This window comes from Shewanella khirikhana (assembly GCF_003957745.1).
Taxonomy (GTDB): Bacteria; Pseudomonadota; Gammaproteobacteria; order Enterobacterales; family Shewanellaceae; genus Shewanella; species Shewanella khirikhana.
The window spans coordinates 3,376,440-3,399,043 of the sequence record NZ_CP020373.1 but is presented as its reverse complement, the minus strand read 5'-3'; the positions used below and the strand labels follow the sequence as shown (position 1 = coordinate 3,399,043).

Annotated in this window: 24 protein-coding genes; 19 read left to right on the top strand and 5 right to left on the bottom strand. The window is 53.5% G+C overall.

What is annotated here, in order from left to right; translation table 11 throughout:
• Window positions 1–2 precede the first annotated feature (2 nt).
• Window positions 3–965, bottom strand: coding sequence for a calcium/sodium antiporter (locus STH12_RS14910; protein ID WP_126168266.1), 963 nt, complete (start codon window positions 963–965; stop codon window positions 3–5).
• 181 nt (window positions 966–1,146) lie between these two features.
• On the opposite strand from STH12_RS14910, the gene mlaF reads away from it, so the two are divergent.
• The 8 genes from mlaF to STH12_RS21455 all read left to right on the top strand — a co-directional run bounded on the left by mlaF (window position 1,147) and on the right by STH12_RS21455 (window position 6,015).
• On the top strand, window positions 1,147–1,959 hold the full coding sequence (mlaF, locus tag STH12_RS14905) for a phospholipid ABC transporter ATP-binding protein MlaF (protein ID WP_126168265.1): 813 nt from the start codon (window positions 1,147–1,149) through the stop codon (window positions 1,957–1,959).
• Between the two features lie 46 nt (window positions 1,960–2,005).
• Window positions 2,006–2,728 (top strand): lipid asymmetry maintenance ABC transporter permease subunit MlaE, encoded by a 723-nt coding sequence (gene mlaE, locus STH12_RS14900; protein ID WP_418856625.1) that lies wholly within the window; start codon window positions 2,006–2,008, stop codon window positions 2,726–2,728.
• Window positions 2,729–2,768: 40 nt separating this feature from the next.
• Window positions 2,769–3,239: an outer membrane lipid asymmetry maintenance protein MlaD gene (gene mlaD / locus STH12_RS14895; RefSeq protein ID WP_126168263.1), complete on the top strand. Its 471-nt coding sequence runs from the start codon at window positions 2,769–2,771 to the stop codon at window positions 3,237–3,239.
• Window positions 3,240–3,252: 13 nt separating this feature from the next.
• Window positions 3,253–3,900 (top strand): MlaC/ttg2D family ABC transporter substrate-binding protein, encoded by a 648-nt coding sequence (locus STH12_RS14890; protein ID WP_126169547.1) that lies wholly within the window; start codon window positions 3,253–3,255, stop codon window positions 3,898–3,900.
• The gene (locus STH12_RS14885; protein WP_126168262.1) at window positions 3,897–4,187 is read left to right on the top strand and encodes an STAS domain-containing protein; all 291 of its coding nucleotides are present in this window, start codon (window positions 3,897–3,899) and stop codon (window positions 4,185–4,187) included. The genes STH12_RS14890 and STH12_RS14885 overlap by 4 nt, the downstream gene beginning before the upstream one ends.
• A gap of 23 nt (window positions 4,188–4,210) precedes the next feature.
• Window positions 4,211–4,468: a BolA family protein gene (locus STH12_RS14880; RefSeq protein ID WP_126168261.1), complete on the top strand. Its 258-nt coding sequence runs from the start codon at window positions 4,211–4,213 to the stop codon at window positions 4,466–4,468.
• Between the two features lie 11 nt (window positions 4,469–4,479).
• On the top strand, window positions 4,480–5,736 hold the full coding sequence (gene murA, locus STH12_RS14875) for a UDP-N-acetylglucosamine 1-carboxyvinyltransferase (protein WP_126168260.1): 1,257 nt from the start codon (window positions 4,480–4,482) through the stop codon (window positions 5,734–5,736).
• Between the two features lie 105 nt (window positions 5,737–5,841).
• Entirely contained in the window at window positions 5,842–6,015 is a 174-nt protein-coding gene (locus STH12_RS21455; protein ID WP_164551221.1) for a hypothetical protein, read from the top strand.
• Between the two features lie 134 nt (window positions 6,016–6,149).
• Here STH12_RS21455 and degS read toward each other — a convergent pair whose 3' ends face one another.
• Both degS and STH12_RS14865 read right to left on the bottom strand, forming a co-directional pair.
• On the bottom strand, window positions 6,150–7,220 hold the full coding sequence (degS, locus tag STH12_RS14870; RefSeq protein WP_126168259.1) for an outer membrane-stress sensor serine endopeptidase DegS: 1,071 nt from the start codon (window positions 7,218–7,220) through the stop codon (window positions 6,150–6,152).
• Between the two features lie 96 nt (window positions 7,221–7,316).
• Entirely contained in the window at window positions 7,317–8,666 is a 1,350-nt protein-coding gene (locus STH12_RS14865) for a DegQ family serine endoprotease (RefSeq protein ID WP_126168258.1), read from the bottom strand.
• Window positions 8,667–8,906: 240 nt separating this feature from the next.
• Between STH12_RS14865 and zapE the strand changes: the two genes are divergently transcribed.
• The 7 genes from zapE to rlmB all read left to right on the top strand — a co-directional run bounded on the left by zapE (window position 8,907) and on the right by rlmB (window position 16,764).
• A complete protein-coding gene (gene zapE / locus STH12_RS14860) occupies window positions 8,907–10,019 on the top strand; it encodes a cell division protein ZapE (protein ID WP_126168257.1) in 1,113 nt (370 codons plus the stop codon).
• 334 nt (window positions 10,020–10,353) lie between these two features.
• Complete coding sequence (gene rplM / locus STH12_RS14855; RefSeq protein WP_126168256.1) at window positions 10,354–10,782, top strand: 50S ribosomal protein L13; 429 nt, start codon at window positions 10,354–10,356, stop codon at window positions 10,780–10,782.
• Between the two features lie 14 nt (window positions 10,783–10,796).
• On the top strand, window positions 10,797–11,189 hold the full coding sequence (gene rpsI, locus STH12_RS14850; protein ID WP_011761177.1) for a 30S ribosomal protein S9: 393 nt from the start codon (window positions 10,797–10,799) through the stop codon (window positions 11,187–11,189).
• A gap of 348 nt (window positions 11,190–11,537) precedes the next feature.
• Window positions 11,538–12,833, top strand: a complete 1,296-nt coding sequence (locus STH12_RS14845; protein ID WP_126168255.1) for an adenylosuccinate synthase — start codon at window positions 11,538–11,540, stop codon at window positions 12,831–12,833.
• Window positions 12,834–12,946: 113 nt separating this feature from the next.
• A complete protein-coding gene (locus tag STH12_RS14840; protein WP_126168254.1) occupies window positions 12,947–13,561 on the top strand; it encodes a tetratricopeptide repeat protein in 615 nt (204 codons plus the stop codon).
• Window positions 13,562–13,596: 35 nt separating this feature from the next.
• Window positions 13,597–16,023 (top strand): ribonuclease R, encoded by a 2,427-nt coding sequence (rnr, locus tag STH12_RS14835; RefSeq protein WP_126168253.1) that lies wholly within the window; start codon window positions 13,597–13,599, stop codon window positions 16,021–16,023.
• The gene (rlmB, locus tag STH12_RS14830; protein WP_126168252.1) at window positions 16,024–16,764 is read left to right on the top strand and encodes a 23S rRNA (guanosine(2251)-2'-O)-methyltransferase RlmB; all 741 of its coding nucleotides are present in this window, start codon (window positions 16,024–16,026) and stop codon (window positions 16,762–16,764) included.
• A gap of 83 nt (window positions 16,765–16,847) precedes the next feature.
• Here rlmB and STH12_RS14825 read toward each other — a convergent pair whose 3' ends face one another.
• Window positions 16,848–17,594: a DUF481 domain-containing protein gene (locus STH12_RS14825; RefSeq protein ID WP_126168251.1), complete on the bottom strand. Its 747-nt coding sequence runs from the start codon at window positions 17,592–17,594 to the stop codon at window positions 16,848–16,850.
• Window positions 17,595–17,828: 234 nt separating this feature from the next.
• On the opposite strand from STH12_RS14825, the gene rpsF reads away from it, so the two are divergent.
• Genes rpsF through rplI form a run of 4 tightly spaced genes read left to right on the top strand, consistent with a single transcriptional unit; the run spans window position 17,829 to window position 19,280 of the window.
• Window positions 17,829–18,236 carry a 30S ribosomal protein S6 gene (gene rpsF / locus STH12_RS14820; protein ID WP_126168250.1) on the top strand — a complete coding sequence of 136 codons (408 nt, stop codon included), beginning with the start codon at window positions 17,829–17,831 and terminating at the stop codon, window positions 18,234–18,236.
• Between the two features lie 9 nt (window positions 18,237–18,245).
• Complete coding sequence (gene priB / locus STH12_RS14815) at window positions 18,246–18,551, top strand: primosomal replication protein N (protein WP_164551305.1); 306 nt, start codon at window positions 18,246–18,248, stop codon at window positions 18,549–18,551.
• A gap of 11 nt (window positions 18,552–18,562) precedes the next feature.
• On the top strand, window positions 18,563–18,790 hold the full coding sequence (gene rpsR, locus STH12_RS14810) for a 30S ribosomal protein S18 (RefSeq protein WP_011761169.1): 228 nt from the start codon (window positions 18,563–18,565) through the stop codon (window positions 18,788–18,790).
• Window positions 18,791–18,830: 40 nt separating this feature from the next.
• Window positions 18,831–19,280, top strand: coding sequence for a 50S ribosomal protein L9 (rplI, locus tag STH12_RS14805; protein WP_126168249.1), 450 nt, complete (start codon window positions 18,831–18,833; stop codon window positions 19,278–19,280).
• Between the two features lie 234 nt (window positions 19,281–19,514).
• On the opposite strand, the gene STH12_RS14800 is transcribed toward rplI, so the two are convergent.
• Window positions 19,515–22,433, bottom strand: coding sequence for a TonB-dependent receptor (locus STH12_RS14800; protein WP_126168248.1), 2,919 nt, complete (start codon window positions 22,431–22,433; stop codon window positions 19,515–19,517).
• Window positions 22,434–22,604 lie beyond the last annotated feature (171 nt).

Here is a 22,604-nt window from a genome sequence, read left to right as displayed (position 1 = left end):
GATCAGTGTGCCTGGAACAGCACGTACTGATAACCAATAAAAATTGCCAGGAAGATGGCGCCGTGCCAGCGCTTGAGTTCCCGGTCTTTGCCGCTCATCAGCACAAATAAGGCCAGCGCGACACTGGTGGCCATCACCATGTAAAAGTCGCGGGTCACGGCCTGGGCGTCGACTACGCCGGGGGCGATGAGTCCGGGCAGTGCCAGCACCGCCAGAATATTGAACATGTTGGAGCCGACGATATTACCTATGGCCAAGTCGTCTTCCTTCTTGAGCGCGCTGGCCACACAGGCCGCAAGCTCAGGCAGGCTGGTGCCGACGGCGATGATGGTCAAGCCTATCACCAGATCCGACAGCCCATAATACTTGGCAATGCCCACGGCGCCGTCCACCATCCAATCGGCGGATAATGGCAGCAATATTATGCCCACTACCAGCCAAATCAAGGCCTTGGAGGTAGGAACATCACGGGGAATTTCTTCATCGGCTTCCTCGGCAAGGGGATCCGGGTCCTTGTTGGTCAGCGCGTGCCAGATGAGATAGGCCATCAGTGCAAAAAAGGCCACGGCAAGAATAATGCCTTCGTTACGGTCAAGCACGCCGTCATGGAGGAAATAACCGGCCAGTGCGGTGGCAGCCAGCATCATCGGGATTTCCCGCTTCAGCGTCTGCGAGCTGACGGCAATGGCGCCTATCATGGCGGTCACACCCAAAATCAGAGTGATGTTGGCGACGTTGGAGCCAAGCACGTTGCCCACGGCGGTGTCGCGCATGCCGTCCATAGAGGCGGTGGCTGCAACAAACATTTCGGGGGCGGAACTTCCCATGGCCACGATAGTCAGGCCAATCAGCATAGGGGGCAGACCCAGATTACGGGCGAAGGCGGCAGCGCCGTAAACAAACTTGTCAGCACTCCAAACCAGTACCGCCAAGCCTGCAACAAGCATAAACACGTTGAGTAACATTTATTGACAAAATCCATGAATACCAAGGCGCATTTTCGCTGGAAATCAGGCAAATTGAAAGTATTCGGGGCGGGAAGTGTGTAAGCGGTTGTCGCAATCAGGGCAATTCCGTACAATTTGCCCCTCTTCCGTTGCGCGCCAGGATGGCCGAATATCACTTCATAGACATCAGGGAACCATCATGAATCACGAGGTCGACACCTTGGTGGAAATCCGCAATCTGGGTTTCAGCCGCGGTGAGCGCATCATTTATGACGATATCAGTCTGAGCATTCCCCGTGGCAAGGTGACCGCCATCATGGGGCCGAGCGGTATTGGTAAAACCACATTGCTTAAGCTGATGGCCGGGCAGTTATTGCCTGACCGCGGCGAAGTGCTGTTTGATGGTATCAATATCCATCAAATCAGCCGCAGTGAACTGTTTGCCCTGCGTAAACGTATGAGCATGTTGTTCCAGAGCGGTGCCTTGTTTACCGACATGAACGTATTCGACAACGTGGCTTTTGCCCTGCGTGAACACTCTGGGTTGGATGAAGCCATTATTCGCCGCATTGTGCTGATGAAGCTTGAAGCCGTGGGCCTGCGCGGCGCAGCGCAGATGATGCCGAGCGAGCTTTCCGGCGGTATGCAGCGCCGGGCTGCACTGGCGCGGGCGATTGCGCTTGAGCCTGAAATGGTGATGTACGATGAGCCCTTTGCCGGTCAGGACCCGATTTCTATGGGGGTGCTGGTAAAGCTTATCCGCGAATTGTCCGATGCGCTCAGTCTCACCTCTGTGGTGGTTTCCCACGATGTGGGCGAGGTGCTTGGTATCGCCGACTATGTGTATGTGATTGCGGATAAACGTATTATTGCCCAGGGCTCACCGGCTGAACTCAAGGCATCGGATAATCCGCAGCTGAGGCAGTTTATTGGTGGTGAACCCGATGGACCTGTGCCGTTTCATTATCCGGCAGCAGATTATATGAAGGAGCTTTGTGGTGGCGTTGATTGATGCAGTTGCGCGCCTGGGGCGCGGCGCCATAAATCAGGTGTCCGGCATGGGCCGGGCAGGATTGATGCTCTGGGGCGCGGTAGTGGCGATGCCCCGGCCGGCCAAAGGTCTGCCGCTGCTGGTAAAGCAGCTCTATGTGGTTGGGGTGCAGTCGCTGCTGATCATTTTGGTTTCAGGCCTCTTTATCGGCATGGTATTGGCGCTGCAGGGTTACACCATTTTGGTGGACTTCGGCACCGAAGAAAGCCTGGGTCCCATGGTGGCCTTGAGTTTGCTGCGGGAACTTGGCCCCGTGGTCACTGCGCTGCTGTTTGCCGGCCGCGCAGGTTCAGCGCTGACCGCCGAAATCGGTTTGATGAAAAGTACCGAGCAGCTTTCGAGCCTCGAGATGATGGCGGTGGATCCGCTGCGACAGATTATTGCGCCGCGGTTCTGGGCTGGTGTGATCAGCATGCCGCTGCTGGCACTGATGTTTACTGCCGTTGGGATCTGGGGCGGTCATATTGTGGGGGTTGAGTGGAAAGGCATCGACAATGGCGCCTTCTGGTCGATTCTGCAGGCGTCCGTTGAGTGGCGTCAGGACATAGTAAACTGTTTGATTAAGAGCCTGGTGTTTGCCCTGGTGGTGACCTGGATTGCCCTGTACCGCGGTTATGAAGTTGTGCCCAATCCTGAAGGGATCAGCAAGGCCACAACCTCAACCGTTGTGCAGTCGAGTCTTGCCGTACTGGCATTGGATTTTCTGCTGACCGCCCTCATGTTCGGGTAACACCCGGCGTTCAGCTAATTGCAAGGAGTGAAACTTTAGCATGTTGTCACGGAAAGTTGAGATTTGGGTGGGGCTCTTCCTGCTTGCCGGGATAGCCGCCTTTCTGGTGTTGGTTTTCAAAGTAGCCAACGTCGATGTGCAGGCGGGTAAAAGCAATTACACCCTGTACGCACGCTTCTCCAACGTGGGTGGACTCAAGGTTCGCTCGCCGGTGAAAGTGGGCGGCGTGGTAGTCGGCCGGGTCAGCCATATCGAGCTGGATCCCGAGCGTCTGGTAGCCGTGGTAACCCTGTCGATGGATGGCCGTTACCGCAATTTTCCGGACACCAGCAGCCTGTCGATTTTGACCTCGGGCCTGCTTGGAGAGCAGTTTCTCGGCTTAACCCCGGGGTTTGTTGATGATGATATTGCCATGCTGAAAGATGGGGACAGGATCGCCGACACCAAATCGGCTCTGGTACTGGAAGACCTGATCGGGCAGTTCCTCTACAGCATGGGTTCCAAGGAGTAACAGGAGAATCATGATGTTCAGAACAGTCATTGCACTGATATTAAGCGTATTTTGTTTTGCCGCAGTGGCCGCCAAGGCCGAACCTGTGGATGGCACCAATCCGTACGAGATGATCCAGGTTGTGGCCGACAAAACCTTCAAGCGTTTTCACGCTGATAAGGCGCTTATCGATGCCGATGCCAACCACCTCAAGGTGATTGTGCGCGAAGAGTTGATGCCCTATATCGACTACCGTTACGCCTCTTACAAGGTGCTGGGCCAGTATCTGCGTGATACCTCGGAAGATGAACGCAACCGCTTTGTGGATGCCTTCGAGGCGTATCTGGTGACTACCTACGCCCAGGCCTTTACCGAGTACACCAATCAAACGGTGGAGTACGCACCGGGCGCCAAGTTTACCGACGAAAAGATCGTCGATGTGAACGTTCGCATCATTGAAAACGGCCGTCCACCCATTAAGCTGCTGTTCAAGGCCCGTCGCCTTAAAGACGACACCTGGAAGGCCTTTGATTTGGTGGCCGAGGGCGTGAGTTTGCTGCAATCCAAGCAGTCAGAAATCACAGGTCTTATCCGCCAGAAAGGCATTGAGCATGTGATTACCATGCTCAACGATAAGGCCAACACGCCGGTGAGCCGCGCTACCAAGGCGGCCGCAAATTGATCAGTCTGACCCTGAATGCTGACCGCTGTGAGGTGTCAGGGCGATTGGACCATGGGGTCGTGCGCGACCTCTGGCCCAGGCTCAACGAGCTGATCCCCGCCGGGGCAACCCGGTTGGATTTGCGGCAACTGTCCTATAGTGACAGCGCCGGTATCGCATTTTTGCTGGAATTGTGGCAACGTGCCCAAAACCGGGGCCAGAAGCTGCAGTTGGTGTCACCTTCCGCTCAGCTTGCTAAACTGATCGCCCTGTACGATTTGGAAGCCTTCTTCGTGGAAGAAGCCTAGCGCAACTAAGGTTCAGTTCATTCATGGATTGCAAACAGATTGAAGAAATTTTGACCCAGGCTTTGGGTCTCGACGAAGTACATGTCACCACAGATGGCAGCCATTATCAGGTTATCGCCGTTGGCGAATGCTTCGATGGCATGAGCCGTATCAAGCAACAACAGGCCATTTATGCCCCTCTGATGGAGCAGATCACCAGCGGTGCCCTGCACGCCCTGTCTATCAAGACTTTTACCCCCACTCAGTGGAAGCGGGAAAAAGTCTTCAATATGTCACTCTAAAGAGAAACGCCGTGGATAAACTCGCTATTCAGTCCGGCGGATCCCTTGCCGGACGTGTTGTTATTTCCGGAGCCAAAAACGCCGCCCTGCCTATTTTGATGGCGGGGGTGTTGGCCGAATCCGAATTTGTACTGACCAACGTACCCAGCCTGCGCGACGTGGATACCAGCTGTAAGCTGCTGCGCTGTCTTGGCGCTGAAGTGACTCAGGATGGCGATCGCATTGCCATCAACACCGCCAATATCGATCACTTCGTTGCCCCTTACGATCTGGTGAAAACCATGCGGGCCTCGATTTTGATCCTCGGGCCGCTGCTTGCCCGTTTTGGTAAAGCCGATGTGTCCCTGCCCGGTGGCTGTGCCATCGGTGCCCGTCCTGTGAACCTGCACCTGCATGGTCTGGAGCAGATGGGCGCCAAAATCGAAGTGAAAGAAGGTTATATCAAGGCTCGGGTGGATGGCCGCTTGAAAGGCGCACATATCTTTATGGATATGGTCAGCGTGGGCGCGACTGAAAACCTGCTGATGGCAGCGGCGCTTGCCGACGGCGTGACCGTGATTGAAAACGCCGCCCGCGAACCTGAGGTGATTGACCTGGCCAACTGTCTGGTTGCCATGGGTGCTCAAATCAGCGGTATTGGCACTGCCACTTTGAAAATCACCGGCGTTGAGCGTCTGCGCGGCTGTGATTACCGGGTAATGCCCGACCGTATCGAAACCGGCACCTTCCTGGTGGCTGCTGCTGTTACCCGTGGCAGCATCCGCTGTGACAATGCCGATCCTTCGTCTCTGGAAGCCGTTTTGGCCAAGCTGGAAGACGCCGGCGCCGATATCCGCACCGGTGACGATTGGATTGAGCTTGATATGAAGGGCCAGCGCCCGAAAGCGGTCAATATCAAGACCGCGCCCTATCCAGCGTTCCCGACCGACATGCAGGCGCAGTTTTGTGTGCTTAACTGTTTGGCTGAAGGCACAGGCACCATCACTGAAACCATCTTCGAGAACCGTTTTATGCACGTGCCTGAGCTGATGCGTATGGGCGCGAACATGGAGCTTGAAGGTCACACCTGCATTGTGCACGGGGTGGAGCGTTTGAGTGGTGCTCAGGTGATGGCAACGGATCTGCGCGCTTCGGCCAGTCTGGTGATCGCCGGTCTGATGGCCGACGGCACCACTGTGGTTGACCGTATTTACCACCTCGACCGTGGCTATGAACATATAGAAAATAAGTTTAAGGGCCTCGGCGGTCAGGTCATCCGAATGAAGTAAACTTCATGTTTTCGCAATGAAAACCGCCTTGACCGGCGGTTTTTTTTGTTATAGGATGGTTGTGGGAAGGTTGATTGATTTAGTTTGATAGTCGGAGTCAGGGATATGATGAAAATCGCAAGGTGGGCGGTGCCGGCGCTGTTGTTAATGGCCGCATTGGCCAGTTATCTCGCCGGAGCCAAAATGCCATCCATGGTGCTGCTGGCGCTGGGTGTGTGTTTGGAAATGGCGTTTTGGGTGCGTCTGGTCGATGTGGCTAGCCCCACGGATAAAAGCTGAGCCCCAGCACTGTAAATCCATGTTGTACCAATATCGTCAGTGTGAATTCACCCTTTATGAGCACTGAACAAACAAATGCCCGGACTTGCCGGGCATTTTTGTTTTGCTTACAGCGCGTCTGCTGCGGCAGTTTATCAGTTGTACTGCGACACCTTCTCGCCAATCACTACCATAACCTTTTGCGGCTTGCCCTGGCGGATAATGGTCATTTCCACTTCTGAGCCGGGTTTGGTTTCGGCAATCCGGTCCATCAGCATCTCGGCGCTTATCACATTCTCGCCGGCGTAGGCGATGATCACATCCCTTGGCAACAGCTTGGCAGCTGCCGCAGGACCGTTGCGGTCTATCCCGGTCACCAGCACGCCAGTCACATCCTGCAGATTCAGCAGCTGCGCCAGGAAGGGCGTCAATGCTTCACCCGAAATCCCCAGTGCACCACGAATAACCCTGCCATTATCAATCAGTTTGCCCATGATGGAGTAGGCAAGGCGAATGGGAATGGCGAAGTTGATGCCATGACCACCACCTTCGCCGCCAATCTGGAACGCGGCTGTGTTGATCCCAATCAGATCGCCATTGGTGTCGATAAGGGCGCCACCTGAGTTCCCGGCGTTAATGGCGGCATCGGTTTGCAAAAAGTCCTGATAGCCAGAGCTTAAACCATTGCGGCCGGTGGCACTGATGATGCCCTGAGTGATGGTTTGCCCGAGGTTATAGGGGTTACCAATAGCGAGCACCACATCGCCCACCTGTGGCAGTGAGCTTAAGTTCAGCGGCGCTACAGGCAGCTTGTCGCCTTCAATTTTCAGCACGCTCAAATCGGTTTCAGGATCTGAGCCCACCACTTCGGCCTGAAAGCGACGACCATCCTGCAGGGTGATCACAATTTGATCGGCCTTTTTAATAACGTGGTAGTTGGTCAGTATGTAGCCTTCTTCGTCCATGATGACCCCGGAACCCAGACCTTGCAGGGCCTGGCTGGTCAGCGGCTGACGTTGATCGATACTGATGTTGTAGATATTGGCGACCGCGGGTGCGGCGCGGCGAACGGCATGGGCAAAGGAGAGTTCGCTGCCGCTGTTGCCGTGGCTGCTGAACAGCTTGCCATGGTCGTTGCCCAAATAGTTTTGGGCCAGCAGGAAGACGGCGGCCATCACCAGACCGAACATCACGGCTTTACCGACATAAAGAAGGGCGTTTTTCATGGATGGAGGCGTGGCTGTTTGTAAAAAGTGTAACTAGATTAACACGTTTAAAAACAATAAGCCCAGCACTGGGCTGGGCTTATTGAGGGGCCTGAATTAACGCAATACCAGGTAGCGCATGCTCTTGCCGCGCATGACTTTCAGGGCGGCGGCACCGTCCTGCTCCTTGAGCTGCTCTTTCAGTGCTTTGAGATCTTTCACCGGAGTGCGGTTCACGCCCACGATGATGTCGCCTTTACGCAGGCCGCTCAGTGCGGCTGGAGAGCCCTCAGCGATGTCAGTGATTTCCACGCCGCTGGAGCTGGACTCGAGCTTGGCTCCTGCCAGCTGAGGATGCAGCTCATCGGCGGCAGCGGTTTGCTCTGAGGCTTCGCCCAGGGTCACCTTAACGGTTTTCTCTTTACCGTCGCGGATAAGGCCCAGCTCAACCTTGGCACCGGCACCCAGGGTACCGATTTTGGCACGCAGTTCCTGGAAGCTTTTGATTTTGCGATCGTTCACGCTGACGATGATGTCACCGGCCTTGATGCCTGCATCGTCGGCGGCACTGTCTGGCATGACTTCGTTCACGAAGGCGCCGTGCTGTGAATCCAGACCAAAGCCTTCGGCAAGCTTGCTGTCGAGCTCTCGGCCGGAAATACCCAGCACGCCGCGGCGCACTTCGCCATGTTCAATAATTTGGTCAACCAGCGAATGCATCATGTTGGCCGGGATGGCGAAGCCAATCCCCACGTTGCCACCGCCCGGTGCGACAATAGCGGTGTTGATACCGATAAGTTCACCGCGCAGGTTCACCAGCGCACCACCTGAGTTACCGCTGTTAATGGCGGCGTCGGTTTGAATAAAGTTTTCCAGCATCTCGATACCCAGGCCGCTGCGGCCCAGTGCCGACACTATGCCCGAGGTAACGGTTTGGCCCAGACCGAAAGGGTTACCAATGGCCACTGCGAAGTCACCCACGTGGATGGCATCTGAGTCGGCCGACTTAATCTCAGTCAGCTTGTCGGCCTTGATTTGCAGCAGCGCAATATCAGACTCGCTGTCGCTGCCAATCAGTTTGGCTTCAAATTCACGGCCATCGAGCAGACCAATCTGAATGGTATCGGCGCCATCAATCACGTGGTTGTTGGTGACGATATAGCCCTTGTCGGCATCGATAATCACCCCTGAACCCAAGCCGCGGAAAGGACGTTCACGCACTTGCTCCTGGGGGGCGTTGGGGCCAAAGAAATAGCGGAACACGTCAGGAACCCGCTGCTTGGATACATGGGTGCCGGACACTGCAACCGAGACCACCGCAGGGGTGGTTTTTTCCAGCATGGGCGCCAGGCTCGGCAACTGCTGGCCATCAACCGCCATTGGCAGCGAGGCATAAGCAGGCAGGGTGCCCAAGGTCAGGGTGGCACCTAAAATAGCGGCGGATACGAGAGAGAGTTTTGCTTTCATCTTAGTCATTGCTCCAATTCGGGGATCGGTTTCAAAGTGACAGTTGGCACTTGTATAACCCTTCCGACCCGGGTGTAACAACAAAGTTCGTCACTATTAACAAAGGTTAATACGCCTTTCATCTGCTCTCTCGATAGAGCCGTCAGGCGACCATTGTCGGGGGTGGCGGCTATTACCTTGCTGTGCCCGACATGTTAACATTCATTCAATTTCATATATGGTCCCCAGAGAAGAAATCAAGTGTCCCATCTGACCCCCTGGCAGCATTATCAACAGGATCTGTTAAAAGAAGGCTTTTCCCACGACGTGGCGCAGGAAGCCGCGGTTAAAGCACTGCAAGGGGTGTACGACGCCCTGATTGCCAGTGAAACCAGCAGCAGCTTGCTGGGCCGGTTGGGCAGTCGCTTTGGTATGGCAACCAAAAAGCCTTACGTGAAAGGCTTGTATCTGTGGGGCGGGGTAGGGCGTGGTAAAACCTATCTGATGGATACCTTCTACGAGGCGCTGCCCTTTGAGCGCAAGATGCGGGCTCACTTCCACCGCTTTATGCATCAGGTGCATCTGGATCTCGATCGCTTGAAGGGAACCCGCGATCCTTTGCTGGTGATTGCCAAAGAGATGGCCGCCAAGGTGCGGGTGATTTGCTTCGATGAGTTCTTTGTCTCCGACATTACCGACGCCATGCTGCTCGGCACCCTGTTTGAGGCGCTGTTTGATGAGGGCGTGGTACTGGTTGCCACCTCAAACATCATTCCCGATGATTTGTATCGCAACGGGCTGCAGCGGGCGCGTTTCCTGCCGGCTATTGCGCTGCTCAATCAGCATTGCGATGTGCTCAATGTGGACTCAGGTATCGACTATCGACTGCGCACGCTGGAGCAGGCGGAGATTTACCACTTCCCGTTGGATGAGGCTGCCGATACTAACCTGCTTAAGTACTTCGACCAGTTGACGCCCGAGTCCGAGGTGCAGTCAGAGCCTATCGAAGTGGAAGGTCGTCACCTCAGCATTCGCAAACAGGCGCAGGGTGTGCTGCTGGCCGATTTCAGGGCGCTGTGTGATGGCCCCCGCAGTCAGCGTGACTATATGGAGCTGGCGCAGCTGTATCATACGGTGCTGCTATCCGGTGTTGAGCAGATGGGCGCTCAGCAAACCGGCGATGACATTGCCCGCCGTTTCCTGGCGTTGGTGGATGAGTTTTATGAGCGCCATGTGAAGCTGATTATCTCCGCCGAGGTCGCCCTGGAAGACATTTATACCGAAGGGCTGCTCAGTTTTGAGTTCCGCCGCTGCCGCTCACGCTTGATTGAAATGCAGTCGCGGGATTACCTGGCGCTGGAGCACTTGCCCTGATTGGGGTTGCTGCCAAGCTTTTGAGTCAGGCGCATTTGAGTTTGGTCATAAGCGAACTGCGCAGAAACTGACCGGTCAGCCTCGCCCGGTGCGATCCTTTACAGTGTGAACCCTGCCGAGCAGATCCTCGCGATCTTTTTTAATTTTGGGTTGAAAAAGCAGGTGATTTTTAACCCAGTCTTGGATATAATTCGCGACCTGCCCACGTTACCTCCGCCGAAGAGGCGGAAATCAGAGCCGATTTCCCTACTCGAAGGGGTACTGGAAAAGGCAAATGTGTTATCCGGGGTCGGATAACATGTGTGACAGAATTTAACTTTGGGTTTTTGTAATAATGAAGACTTTTACTGCCAAGCCAGAAACTGTATCTCGTGACTGGTACGTTGTTGACGCCGAAGGTAAGACTCTGGGTCGCATCGCTACTGAAATTGCTCGCCGTCTGCGCGGTAAGCACAAGCCTGAGTACACTCCTCACGTTGACACCGGTGACTACATCATCGTTATCAACGCCGAGAAAGTGACCGTGACTGGCAACAAAGCTGCAGGCAAGATGTACTACTCTCACTCTGGTTTCCCAGGCGGCATCAAAGAAATCAACTTTGAAAAGCTGCAGGCTCACAAGCCAGAAATGATCATCGAGAAAGCAGTCAAGGGTATGTTGCCAAAAGGCCCGCTGGGTCGTGCTATGTTCCGCAAGCTGAAAGTATACGCTGGCGCCGAGCACAACCACGCTGCACAACAACCTCAAGTTCTTGATATCTAAACGGGATTAAGTAAATGGCTGCTACTCAGTACTACGGCACTGGCCGTCGCAAAACTTCTACCGCTCGCGTATTCGCTAAAGTAGGCAGCGGTAACATCATCGTTAACAAGCGTCCTCTGGATGTTTACTTCGGTCGTGAGACTGCTCGTATGGTTGTTCGTCAGCCACTCGAGCTGGTTGAAATGACTGAAAAGCTGGACATCTATGTGACTGTTAAGGGCGGTGGTATCACTGGTCAAGCCGGTGCCATCCGTCACGGTATCACCCGCGCTCTGATGGAGCTGGACGAGTCTCTGCGTCCTACTCTGCGTGCCGCTGGTTTCGTTACCCGTGATGCCCGTCAGGTTGAGCGTAAGAAAGTCGGTCTGCGCAAAGCACGTCGTAGACCACAGTTCTCCAAGCGTTAATTTTCGCTTCGAGTCTGCAAAAAACCCGGCCTTGGCCGGGTTTTTTATTATCTATCGGTTATTTACGCCAGTTAACACTGCTGAAACCAGCGTGTTTTGCCCAAGTTAAAGTAACGGGATTGTAAAAAGGCACCAGATGCGGCTGATGTTATACGTTGTGCTAAAAAGTCGGCAGTGCGCCAGTATGAATGCCGGATAATCCAGCTGAATCAATGCCTTTAGTGATGGAGCTCGCTGTTTTTCCCGCAGTGTTCGCAGCAACGATTGATTATTTTTTCATAAATTTCTTGCCCATCCCCCCCTGAAATCTGCTAAAATTCTGCTTTAACCGCAACCTTGCAGCAAACAATGGGCAAAAACGTAGTTGTTCTCGGCACCCAATGGGGTGACGAGGGAAAAGGTAAGATTGTCGACCTTCTCACTGAACAGGCAAAATACGTAGTTCGTTATCAGGGCGGCCACAACGCTGGTCACACTCTGGTAATCGATGGTGTTAAAACCGTTCTCCATCTGATCCCCTCAGGCATACTGCGCGATAATGTGAAATGCATTATCGGTAACGGTGTTGTGCTGGCTCCAGACGCGCTGATGAAAGAAATCAGCATGCTCAAAGAGCGTGGCGTACCCGTAGAAGATCGCCTGCTGATCTCTGAGGCTTGTCCGCTTATCCTGCCATTCCACTGTGCAGTGGATATCGCCCGTGAAAAGGCGCGTGGCAATAAGGCTATCGGTACCACCGGTCGTGGTATTGGTCCTGCCTACGAGGACAAGGTATCCCGTCGCGGTCTGCGCGTGGGTGATCTGTTCAATGCCGAGCTTTTCGCTGAGAAACTCAAAGAAGTCATGAAGTATCACAACTTCATGTTGACTGAGTACTATGGCGCCGAAGCCGTTGATTACCAGACGACCCTCGACGATGCACTGGCACTGGCTGATTACCTCAAGTCCATGTGTGTTGACGTGACCGAACTGCTGGATCAGGCCCGCAAGGCCGGCGACAACATTCTGTTTGAAGGTGCTCAGGGCACATTGCTGGACATCGACCACGGTACTTATCCGTTCGTGACTTCGTCCAACACCACCGCCGGTGGCGTTGCCACAGGCAGCGGTTTTGGCCCATGTCACCTCGACTATGTGCTGGGTATCATGAAGGCGTACACCACTCGCGTGGGTGCAGGTCCTTTCCCAACTGAACTCGAGTGCGAAATCGGTGACCATCTGGGCACCAAGGGCCACGAGTTTGGTGCTACCACTGGTCGTAAGCGTCGTCCAGGTTGGCTCGATGCCGTAGCCATGAAGCGCGCAATCCAGATCAACAGCCTGACCGGTATCTGTCTGACCAAGTTGGACGTACTGGATGGCCTGGAAGAAGTGAAGATCTGTGTGGGTTATCAGCAGCCAGATGGCTCTGTTACTACAGTGACTCCGCTGGCAGCCGAAGGCTATGAACTGGTTACCCCAGTTTATGAAAGTCTGCCAGGCTGGAGCGAGAACACCTTTGGTGTGACCTCCATGGATCAGCTGCCACAGGCGGCCGTAAACTACATCAAGCGTATCGAAGAGATTTTGGAGACTCCAATCGACATCATCTCTACCGGTCCGGACCGGAACGAGACCTTTATTCGGGTCAGCCCGTTCAACTGATGTAAAGAAGGCCGCGTAAGCGGCCTTTTTCATACCTGTAGCTTTGCTGTCAGGCTCAAGATTTGGGTTATACTGCCGATGAGTTGGTCATCAACCAGTCACCGGAATTTGCTATGTTGCGTGTAATCTCAGCCCTGATGTTTGTACTCTCCCCCAGTTTGCTGGCGGCTGAGGCGGTGGATGTATACACCCAGGAGCAACTGCTGACGCTCATTCGCGAGCAGCGGCATCTGGTACAGGTCAAACAGGATGACTGCCAGTTGGTGCAGGATATCGAAGCCCGTGCCGAAGTGCTTAAACAGCCCCTGTATCAGTTTTTGTGGGGCGAGATGTTTATCCACGGTACCTGCATTAAAAAAGACGTGCCCCGCGGCATGCAATTATTGAAAGACTCTGCTGCCCAGGGCAGCACTGAGGCCATGGTGCAAGTGGCCCGCTATTATGAAGATGGCAAGTATGTGCTTAAGAACAAGCACCGCTCGGTACAGTATCTGTACCCCGCCGCCGCCAACGGCGACCAAACGGCGCGCATGATGCTGGTGCGCCTGTACAACGAGGGCTTTGGCAGCCCCAGGGATTATGAGATGGCCTATCATTGGCTGTACAACGAGGTCTTTAACGATCAAAAGACCAAGGACCAAGCCTGGCAACTGCTGCAAAAGCTGGAGTCCAAAATGCCCGCCAGTGCCGTGGCCAGAGCCCGGGGCGAGCATCTGTGGAATTACTGATATCCGGCAAGGGCCGGATGAACAATGGAAATTGAATGATTAACGATCCGCATTTTGAGCGCGAACAGGAAAAGTACGACAACCCCATTCCCAGCCGGGAATTTATCCTCGAGTATTTGAGGTCTCAAACCGCCCCCCAGCCCCGCGACCGCATCGCCGAGGCTCTGAAAATCCACGATGAAGAACGCCTGGAAGCCCTGCGCCGCCGACTGCGCGCCATGGAGCGAGATGGCGAGCTGGTGTTTACCCGCGGCCAGTGCTACGGCCTGCCGGAGCGTATGGATTTGATGTCGGGCACTGTGCTGGGCCACAGAGATGGCTTCGGCTTCTTCCGCCCGGACAACGGCGGCGACGACCTCTTTATCAACGAGCGCGACATGCAGCTCTATTTCCACGGTGACAAGGTACTGGCGCAAAAAGCCGGTGTCGATCGCCGTGGTCGCCGCGACGCCCGTATCGTCAGGCTGCTCTCTGAGCGCAGCGCGCCCCTGGTTGGCCGTTTCTATGTCGATTCAGGCATGGCCTTTGTGGTGGCCGATGACAAGCGCATCCCCCACGAAATCCTGATTGCCAATGAAGACAAGAATGGTGCCCGCCATGGCGATGTGGTGGTGATTGAGCTGACCCGTCGTCCGGGCCGTTACGTGCGTGCCGGTGGCAAGGTAACCGAAGTGCTGGGCAAGCAAATGGCGCCTGGCATGGAAATCGAAATTGCGCTGCGCAACTACGACCTGCCGCACCAGTGGTCATCCGTGATTGAGAAAAAGCTGCGCCGCATCCCTGACTACGTCACCGACGAAGACAAGGAAGGCAGAGTCGATTTGCGTGAACTGCCGCTGGTGACCATTGACGGCGAAGATGCCCGCGACTTTGACGATGCTGTGTTTGCCGAGCGTAAACGCGGTGGCGGCTGGCGTCTGTGGGTGGCGATTGCCGATGTGAGCCACTATGTGCGCACCAACTCGGCGTTGGATAAAGAAGCCCGCGCCCGTGGCAACTCGGTGTACTTCCCGTCGCAGGTGATCCCCATGCTGCCGGAGAAACTCTCCAACGGCCTGTGCTCGCTGAACCCGGGTGTTGACCGCCTGTGTATGGTGGCCGAAATGACCATCTCCGCCAAGGGCGCCCTGTCGGGTTATAAGTTTTATCCGGCTGTCATGCACTCCCACGCCCGCTTCACCTACACCCAGGTGGCGGCCATGCTGGAAGGCGGCGAGGTGAAAGACGAGCACAAGGCCTTGTTCCCGCACCTTAAGGTGCTGCAAGAGCTGTATCTGTGCCTGGATGAGCAGCGCGCTGAGCGCGGCGCCATCGCCTTTGAGACCCTGGAAACCCAGTTTATCTTTAATGAGCAGCGCAAGATTGACCGCATTGTGCCCCGTGGCCGTAATCAGGCCCACAAGATCATTGAAGAATGCATGATCCTCGCCAACGTGGCCGCGGCCAAGTTTGTGATTAAAAACAAGGGTGAAGTGCTGTACCGGGTGCACGAAAAGCCGTCCGAGCAGAAGCTGACCCAGTTCAGGGACTTCCTTGCCGAGCGAGGCCTTACCATGGGTGGCGGCCTCGAGCCTGAGCCAGCGGACTATCAGGCGCTGATGGCCAAGGTGGAGGGGCGCCCCGATGCCGAGCTTATTCAGGTGATGTTGCTGCGCTCCATGCGTCAGGCTATATACACCCCGGATAACGAAGGCCACTTTGGTTTGGCGCTTGAAGCTTACAGCCACTTCACCTCGCCCATTCGTCGTTATCCCGATCTGGTATTGCACCGGGTTATTCGTTACCTGCTTGCCAAAGAGCAGGGCGAAGCCAGTGAGAAGTGGACCGCCGACGGTGGCTATCACTATCAGATTGAAGAGCTGGATCTCCTTGGTGAAGAGTGCTCCAATACCGAGCGCCGCGCCGATGAGGCGACCCGTGATGTATCCGACTGGCTTAAGTGCGAGTTTATGCAGGACCATGTGGGTGACAGTTTCAGCGGTGTGATTGCCTCTGTCACCAGCTTTGGTTTGTTTGTGCGTCTGGATGAGCTGTTTATCGATGGTCTGGTGCATATCTCCAGCCTCGGCAGTGACTATTTCCAGTACGATCCCCAGCGTCAGCGCCTGATTGGCGAAAACTCCGGGCAAATCTACCAGATTGGCGATCCGGTTGCCGTGAAAGTGGCGGCGGTCAATCTGGATGACAGACAAATTGATTTGCAGATGGAAGGCGAGCGTCCTGGTCGTAAAAAACCGGGCAAGAAGCCGATGACAGCCCGTGACCGCGCCAATCTCGAAGGTGGCAGCAGTGGCAAAGACAAGCCGGGCAAAGGTGGCAGCGTGCGCAGCCAATTGGCTGGCGGCAAACTCGGCGGTACTGATGGCAAGAAACGCGATGCCAAGGCTAGAGACGGTAACAAATCCAAAAAGGCGACCGAGCGTAAACCCAAGGCCGCCAAGCGAGTCAAGAGAAAGAAATAAATGAAAAAACAGGAATTGGTGTTCGGTATCCACGCGGTCGAGTCTGTGCTGAAACATGCCCCTGAACGGGTGCTGGAGCTGTGGCTGATGACTGGTCGCCAGGACGAGCGGGTGCTGCCGCTGCTGGAAATAGCCCAAAGCTGGGGGGTAAAACCGCAGCAGGCTTCCCGCAAGACGCTGGATGATAAAGCCGAGAGCACTCAGCATCAGGGCATCATCATTAGGGTGCGTCCGGCCAAGGTGCTGACTGAAAACGATCTGGAGTCGCTGCTGGATAACACAGAAACCCCGTTTCTGCTCATTCTCGATGGCGTGACAGACCCTCACAACCTCGGCGCGTGTCTGCGTAATGCTGATGCGGCTGGCGTGCATGGAGTGATAGTGCCCAAGGATAACTCCGCCGGTTTAACGCCAACAGTGAGTAAAGTGGCCTGCGGCGCGGCTGAAACCGTGCCTCTGTTTCAGGTGACCAACCTTGCGCGTACCATGAAGCGCATTCAGGAGCGCGGCGTATGGATTGCCGGTACCGCCGGTGAGTCCGACTCGACCCTGTATGAGGCCAACCTTAAGGGGCCATTGGCGATTGCCATGGGCGCCGAAGGAAAGGGGCTAAGACGCCTTAGCCGTGAAGGCTGCGACACCCTGATCTCCATTCCGATGGCGGGCAGCGTATCTAGCCTGAACGTGTCGGTGGCAACCGGTATCTGCTTGTTTGAGGCCGTGCGTCAGCGTTTGGGTTAACCCTGGCGCAGAAAGGTATGCATCAATAAAAAAGGATTGCCGCGGCAATCCTTTTTTATTGGCTACATTTATCACTAAGCCACTTACTGGAAGGTATAAAGCAGGTTAAAGGTAGTGACTGTATCGACCTGCTCTGTGCCATCCGGTACCACTTCGGTGTACTTGATGTTCATCCCCACCTTAAAGGCCAGATCCTGAAACAGGATATTCTTGTAGCCCATATCCAGAGTCACGGCACTGTTATTTTGGCCCGCTTCGGCGGTAAGGTCGGCGGTGAAGCTGCTGTACTCGTGGATGCGCTGCTCGAACTTGGCGGCGGTACGCAAAATCACATCGGTATTGGCTGATGGGTCCGGCTCTGAGTCGGTCGCCTTTGGCAGGCTGTATTGATAACCGGGACCGATTTCGAGTTTGAGCTTGGTGCTGTAGCTGCTGATGACATCAAAACCATAACCCACTGAACCTGTGTACAGTCGGGTGTAGGAGCCAAACTCGTCCCAGGTACCTTCGCCTCGGCCATAAAAGTAGCCGGAATCGACTTTAAAGTTCGACTGAAACTGGGCGTCGTACTTCTCGGCGGTGGTTTTTTCAGAGTCTGAAGCGAAGTAGGCTTTCAGCAAGGCTTCCTGACGCGCTTTTTGGGTGTCGTACACCAGCTTGGTGCGGCCATTGAAACTGCTGGATTCGGTGTTACCTGTGTTGAGCTGCAGTCCGGCCTCAACTTCGGCGGTCAGGCCGGTGGCGGGTTCCTGATATTGGGGCGGCACCAGCGCCTGAGCCTTGGCGGTAAACAGTAAAATTCCTAAGGAAAGCAAGCGTGTATTGATCATTTTTATTGCCCGTTGTTTTCCGGTTTTTATGGATTGCGCACAGGCCCGGGTAACCGGGCAAAAAATCGAGGGCTCATCATACCTTTGATGGGCACTGGAACAAAGTTATTGCTTGAGTTTTTCGCCGCCATTATGTACTATTTCGCGCCTTATCAGCCCTTTTGAATCGTTCCTTGCCTCTAACTTGGTCCGGCTGAGCCAATAATGAGGCTACAAACCCGTAAGGAGCAATAAATGCGTCATTACGAAATCGTATTTATGGTTCACCCTGATCAGAGTGAACAGGTACCAGGTATGATCGAGCGTTACACCGGTGTTATCACCGAAGCTAACGGTAAGATCCACCGCTTGGAAGACTGGGGCCGTCGTCAACTGGCTTACCCAATCCAGGATCTGCACAAAGCTCACTACGTTCTGCTGAACGTTGAAGCCACTGCTGAGTCTGTTGAAGAGCTGGAGACAGCTTTCCGTTTCAACGACGCCGTTCTGCGTAGCATGGTTATGCGCACCAAGGGTGCCATCACCGAAGCGTCTCCAATGGCCAAAGCTAAAGATGAGCGTGACGCTCGTCGTGCCGCCGCCAGCGAGCGCACTGCTGAGGTTGAAGAGACCGAAGAAAACGCTGAAGAATCCGCCGAGTAATTGTCGAACGTGACCGCCAACACTTTGGTGTTGACTGGCTCTGTATTAAGAGTCAGGCGCTTTAAAAGCCCAGCAGGCATCCCACATTGTGTGCTGCAACTGGAACACCGGAGTCAACGTTTTGAAGCAGAAATGCCCCGAAACGTCTATTGCCAGATACAGGTAATCATGAGCGGTCAGCACTTTGAGTGCATTTCGGACACGTTACAGGCAGGCATGGAAATCCAGGTGCAAGGTTTCCTCTCGACTCAACAGAGTCGAAATGGACAAAGTCGCTTGGTCATTCATGCCGAAAATGTCGAATTGAAATCTTAGGAGACTGTCACATGGCACGTTATTTCCGTCGTCGCAAGTTCTGCCGTTTCACCGCTGAAGGTGTTGCAGAGATCGATTACAAAGATATTGCTACTCTGAAGAACTACATCACTGAGAGCGGCAAAATCGTTCCAAGCCGTATCACCGGTACCAGCGCTAAGTATCAGCGCCAACTGGCTCGCGCCATCAAGCGCGCTCGTTATCTTTCTCTGCTGCCATACACTGATCTGCATCAGTAATCCCAGCATTGAAGCCTAATCGTATAGAGAGGATTTGATAATGAACGTTATTCTGCTTGATAAAATCGCAAACCTGGGCAACCTGGGTGACCAGGTGTCTGTAAAGGCTGGTTACGCTCGTAACTTCCTGCTGCCACAGGGCAAGGCTGTTGTAGCCAACGCCGAAAACGTAAAAGTTTTCGAAGCCCGTCGTGCTGATCTGGAAGCCAAACTGGCTGCCGACCTGGCTGCTGCCACTGCTCGCGCTGAGCAAGTTGCTGCTCTGGAAGCTGTAGTTATCGCTTCTAAAGCTGGTGACGAAGGCAAGCTGTTCGGTTCTGTAGGTACTCGCGACATCGCTGACGCCGTTACCGCCGCTGGCGTTGAACTGGCCAAAGCCGAAGTTCGTCTGCCACACGGTGCCCTGCGCACTACTGGCGACTTCGAAGTTGAAGTACAGCTGCACACCGAAGTTAAAGCCGTTGTTAAAGTAACTGTTGTTGCTGAATAATCGCTTTTAAGCTTCAAAGAAAACACCGCCGAATGGCGGTGTTTTTTTATGGCTGACGCTTTACCTCTGCCAAGCAGAGGCATCTATAATTCTGCTGCTCTATGACGTATGGGCGTATTAACCTTAAGTCAGATGGCGATATAGCTATCGCTATGCATGTTGTTTGGAGCCTAGGTCATACATAAAAAAACACCGCCCAGAGGCGGTGTTTTTAATGCAGATTAGCTATTTAAGTTAGAATTTGACGTTTGCACTCAAACGTACATAACGTGGTTGTTCAAACTCTTCAGGCAAGCCATATCCAGGATTGTATTCGCCACCAATGTCCAAAAACTCGTTAGTCTTAATGACATTTTGAGAGTTGAATACGTTAAATACATCCAGTCGGATATCGGCTTGAACAGCTTCAATAAAGCTCAGGTTATACGTTGCACTTAAGTCAACAGTAAAACGCCAGTCTTCACGCCCCATACAACCGCGGGCACACTTTTCACCAAATGGGTAGTAAGTATCACCGTATTCGTATGGATCTGGGTAGCTATCTGGGAGGTGATCGCCAAAAGCATTCTTTGGACGACCCGATTGAGCAATCATATTAGCACCGACACTCAGGTCATCAGTTACTTTATAAGCACCATAAAGTTTCAGAGTATGGCGGCGATCGTTTGGCAGATAACCGTTGGCACCATCCATCAGATATGGGAAGTCCCAGTCAGTAGTTAGGCCAGCATCATCTTGACCGTTATCTGATTTTACGTAACCTTCCGCATTACCATAGCTTTGCGCCCAGGTATATGACGCATTCATGGTCCAGTCTTCGTTCCAGCGACGTGTCAGAGTCAGCTCAATGGAGTTGTAGATTCGCTCCGGATCAGGGTAACCCATCAGATCGGCACCAATGGTAACTTGCTCAAGAGTTCCGTCGCCATCGGTATCGTAATACACAGTCACATCTGTGTTGGGGTTAGTCAACACATAGTACCCACCATGGCTTGGATCATACTCCCAACCATTTGCTACGATACCTTTGTCAATGGTGATGTCATCGATCACACTCTTGAGGTCACGGTGTGTGAACTTGATACCGGTTGTCCAATCTTCATCCAGATTCATCTCGTAGCCGAGAATAAATTCATCTTGGTACATTGGTTTAATTGATGTATCCAAGATTTCCGCAGGATCTGCAGCTTCACCGTTACCGAACACGTTGCGATCGCCAAGGGCTGCACCAATAGTTGGAGTGCCATCGGCGGCTACACCACCGAGTACGTTGAACTCTTCATAATAGAGTTCTGCACCCGCCATACGGACGTTGGTGTTAGAAGCCACCGGAATGTGATAACGACCCCAGTTTACGAACAGTTTCGATTCACCATCATCGAATGGATCCCATGAAAGCCCCAAGCGAGGTGCGAGCTGGTTGTCAATCTTGATGAATGCATCACCGTTTGCGTTGAGGTTTTCAAAAGACTCTGAACGCAAACCGATACGTGCTGTCAGATTAGGTAGAATGTTCCAGGTATCTTCCAAATACCAGGCCAGCGACTTACTGGTAAATTCACCACCATTCTCATACACGCGAGTACGTGCAAACTCTGTATCTTCCTGTAACACGTAGCCGTTATCGAGGATGCGGCCAGCTGAGCCCTTGTAGTAGCGATAGTAAACGTGACCGGAGTAGAAACTATTTTCCAGAGAGGTGTTGTTCTCATAATCAACACCGAAACGGATAGCGTGATCATCGAACAGATCCAAGTTGAAGTTAACGTTGGTTTGTTCGCGCTTATCTTCTTCGGCGGAAGCTGTGAAGTTTTGCCAGCAACCCATAGCCACCAGGCCACCATTTCGACTATCGTAAATAGCTGGACAGGTTTCGTCTTCAGGCGCTTGGCGAGTGCCGTTAAATTCGACTTCACCGTAGAGTGCGTCCATGGAGAGCCAATCGGTGAATCGTCCTTTGTACTGCGCTGACCAAGTTGTACCACCTGTACTGAGTACAGACACACGGCTTACTTCATTAGTTTCACGGTCAAAAGTGGTATCAACATAATCTTCGCTGTCTGAGAAGCCCCAAATCATCAAGGAGTGGTCTTCACTGATTTGCCAGTCAATTCTGGCGAGCCACAGAGGATCATCGTTTTCACTGACAGTGTACTCGGAACCACTTGCTGCTGCGTTACGGGTTTTATACTTTTGCGGCTGGATCAGACCGTACACGAAGAGCGTATCTTCGATGATATCGCCTGAAACAGAGAGCTCTGCTTCAAAGTCGTCCGTTTCATCCATGCTGTTATCCCAGAACATGTCAAACGGTTGGATACTGCCTGAGCTATCGCCAACAGGATAGACAACAGAAGGACGCTGTTCACGAAGCGCATCCGGCTCCCAGCGAGCGGCAACACCAAACTCCCAGCCATTGTTACCGCGCTTGGTTACCGCGTTAACTACACCACCGGTAGAACGGCCGAACTGAGCAGAATAACCGCCAGTCTTAACTTGGAACTCCTGATAAGCACTAAAAGGGATATCGGCAATTGAAGTACCTTTACGGAAACCTGTTACGTTCACACCGTTAATGATGAAAGTGTTTTCAGCAACAGATGCGCCGCCGAACGAAGCGAGATTACCGAAAGCTGAGTCACCCTTGGTTGTGCCTGGAGCCAGCAGTGCAACCGAGACCACATCTTGAGAGATGGGCAGGCGTGCAACTTCATCAGCAGAGATAGTCAGTGCAATCTCTGGAGTTGCAGTGTCAACCATGGCAACTCGCGCGCCGGTTACTGAGATGCGTTCTACATCACCGCTTACCATGGGTACTTCAATAGAAACTTCATTACCGATTGATACTTTCGCATTTTCGATAACTTGAGTTTGGTATCCATCTTTGGTGATTGTGATTTTGTAGTCACCAATCGCGAGCGATGGCACACGGAATGTACCATTTTGGCTTACGGTAACCGTGGTCGATGCACCGTTTGCTTTGTTGGTGATTGTGACAGTGGCACCAGCAAGCGCACTATTACTGGCTGAGTCAACAATCTGGCCTTTCATAGAGCCGGAAGTGTTGTTTGCAGCAAGCGCTGGAGCAGAGATCGCAAACAGCGCAGACACTGATGCGGCAATCAGTGAGCGCTGAAAAGTTCTTCTTGTCATGGCGTAGCTTCCTTGAACAAATAAAATGTAGGTCTTGTTATGCTGTTATCGCTTATGTTTGTTTTGTGTTATAAGCGCTGTCAAAGTGTTACATAATTGTGCTATTGATTTCAAATTGTTTCTGGAGGCTAGTAGTTTAGAGGCGCTGCTGTAAATAAAAAGGCCACCCGA

Excerpts from the sequence above, each read along its gene's own strand:
- rplM (WP_126168256.1), top strand. The coding sequence starts at position 10,354 with ATGAAGACTTTTACTGCCAAGCCAGAAACTGTATCTCGTGACTGGTAC.
- STH12_RS14845 (WP_126168255.1), top strand. The coding sequence starts at position 11,538 with ATGGGCAAAAACGTAGTTGTTCTCGGCACCCAATGGGGTGACGAGGGA.
- rpsI (WP_011761177.1), top strand. The coding sequence starts at position 10,797 with ATGGCTGCTACTCAGTACTACGGCACTGGCCGTCGCAAAACTTCTACC.
- rpsF (WP_126168250.1), top strand. The coding sequence starts at position 17,829 with ATGCGTCATTACGAAATCGTATTTATGGTTCACCCTGATCAGAGTGAA.
- STH12_RS14890 (WP_126169547.1), top strand. The coding sequence starts at position 3,253 with ATGTTCAGAACAGTCATTGCACTGATATTAAGCGTATTTTGTTTTGCC.
- degS (WP_126168259.1), bottom strand. The coding sequence starts at position 7,220 with ATGAAAAACGCCCTTCTTTATGTCGGTAAAGCCGTGATGTTCGGTCTG.
- rpsR (WP_011761169.1), top strand. The coding sequence starts at position 18,563 with ATGGCACGTTATTTCCGTCGTCGCAAGTTCTGCCGTTTCACCGCTGAA.
- mlaE (WP_418856625.1), top strand. The coding sequence starts at position 2,006 with ATGGGCCGGGCAGGATTGATGCTCTGGGGCGCGGTAGTGGCGATGCCC.
- STH12_RS14880 (WP_126168261.1), top strand. The coding sequence starts at position 4,211 with ATGGATTGCAAACAGATTGAAGAAATTTTGACCCAGGCTTTGGGTCTC.
- STH12_RS14825 (WP_126168251.1), bottom strand. The coding sequence starts at position 17,594 with ATGATCAATACACGCTTGCTTTCCTTAGGAATTTTACTGTTTACCGCC.
- STH12_RS14910 (WP_126168266.1), bottom strand. The coding sequence starts at position 965 with ATGTTACTCAACGTGTTTATGCTTGTTGCAGGCTTGGCGGTACTGGTT.
- rnr (WP_126168253.1), top strand. The coding sequence starts at position 13,597 with ATGATTAACGATCCGCATTTTGAGCGCGAACAGGAAAAGTACGACAAC.
- STH12_RS14840 (WP_126168254.1), top strand. The coding sequence starts at position 12,947 with ATGTTGCGTGTAATCTCAGCCCTGATGTTTGTACTCTCCCCCAGTTTG.
- rplI (WP_126168249.1), top strand. The coding sequence starts at position 18,831 with ATGAACGTTATTCTGCTTGATAAAATCGCAAACCTGGGCAACCTGGGT.
- STH12_RS14865 (WP_126168258.1), bottom strand. The coding sequence starts at position 8,666 with ATGAAAGCAAAACTCTCTCTCGTATCCGCCGCTATTTTAGGTGCCACC.
- STH12_RS14800 (WP_126168248.1), bottom strand. The coding sequence starts at position 22,433 with ATGACAAGAAGAACTTTTCAGCGCTCACTGATTGCCGCATCAGTGTCT.
- mlaF (WP_126168265.1), top strand. The coding sequence starts at position 1,147 with ATGAATCACGAGGTCGACACCTTGGTGGAAATCCGCAATCTGGGTTTC.
- rlmB (WP_126168252.1), top strand. The coding sequence starts at position 16,024 with ATGAAAAAACAGGAATTGGTGTTCGGTATCCACGCGGTCGAGTCTGTG.
- mlaD (WP_126168263.1), top strand. The coding sequence starts at position 2,769 with ATGTTGTCACGGAAAGTTGAGATTTGGGTGGGGCTCTTCCTGCTTGCC.
- STH12_RS21455 (WP_164551221.1), top strand. The coding sequence starts at position 5,842 with ATGATGAAAATCGCAAGGTGGGCGGTGCCGGCGCTGTTGTTAATGGCC.